This window comes from Vibrio sp. D431a (genome assembly GCF_030248655.1).
Classification (GTDB): domain Bacteria; phylum Pseudomonadota; class Gammaproteobacteria; order Enterobacterales; family Vibrionaceae; genus Vibrio; species Vibrio alginolyticus.
In genome coordinates, this window is record NZ_JAHGAP010000034.1 from 1 (window position 1) to 721 (window position 721).

General features: G+C 36.6%; 1 protein-coding gene. It reads right to left on the reverse strand.

Annotated elements, in window-relative coordinates; all coding sequences use genetic code 11:
• Positions 1–135: 135 nt before the first annotated feature.
• Positions 136–576 carry a hypothetical protein gene (locus tag KJB35_RS25185; RefSeq protein WP_140361383.1) on the reverse strand — a complete coding sequence of 147 codons (441 nt, stop codon included), beginning with the start codon at positions 574–576 and terminating at the stop codon, positions 136–138.
• Positions 577–721: the final 145 nt, after the last annotated feature.

Here is a 721-nt window from a genome sequence, read left to right on the forward strand (position 1 = left end):
GCCAAACCCGTACTAACGCCCAATTAAGGTGTGAAGCACGCAATACCGATGCTACCGCATACCGCCTTAAGCACTAAAACTGACGCATTGTAAAAATGCCACGCGTGCTGAATCACTCTTAAATTGTTTGTTAGGCTAAATCCCATCCATTCGATTTTTATAGTTTTCGTACACAGCAGAGAATCCAATTGCACTAAAAGTAATCTCAAAGCCATCCTGGCCATACACAACCGTATTTTTCTGTTTAAATTGGCTTATTACATATTCTTTACCTGCATCCGTAGCAGGAAAGTCCATTCTTTTTCCTTTTCCAATACATTGGGCATATGATTTGACCAATGTTCCATTAATACTATATGACGGAGCTTTTAGTACGCGATCTTCAAAATCTACACAATCATCAGATGGAAACGTCAAACCTATATTTACACCACCGCTTACATTCTGAAATAGAGTAACCTTAATTTCAGAACTGATGTTTGAATCAATTCCATCGTTACTCCAAATGTTTGAACTAGAAAATGCACTTGAGGAAAATACCAAACACAATGAAACAATTATTACTTTACTCTTCATCTCGCCACCCATTGATAACTTATCATTAACTGGAAATGCATTTGTAGCTTAAATGCAATAAATATTATTTCGACAAATTTTATCATAACGAACAGCATTCCTTTATGACCAGTATCAACATGTAGCCTAACGCCTTGTTAAGGTG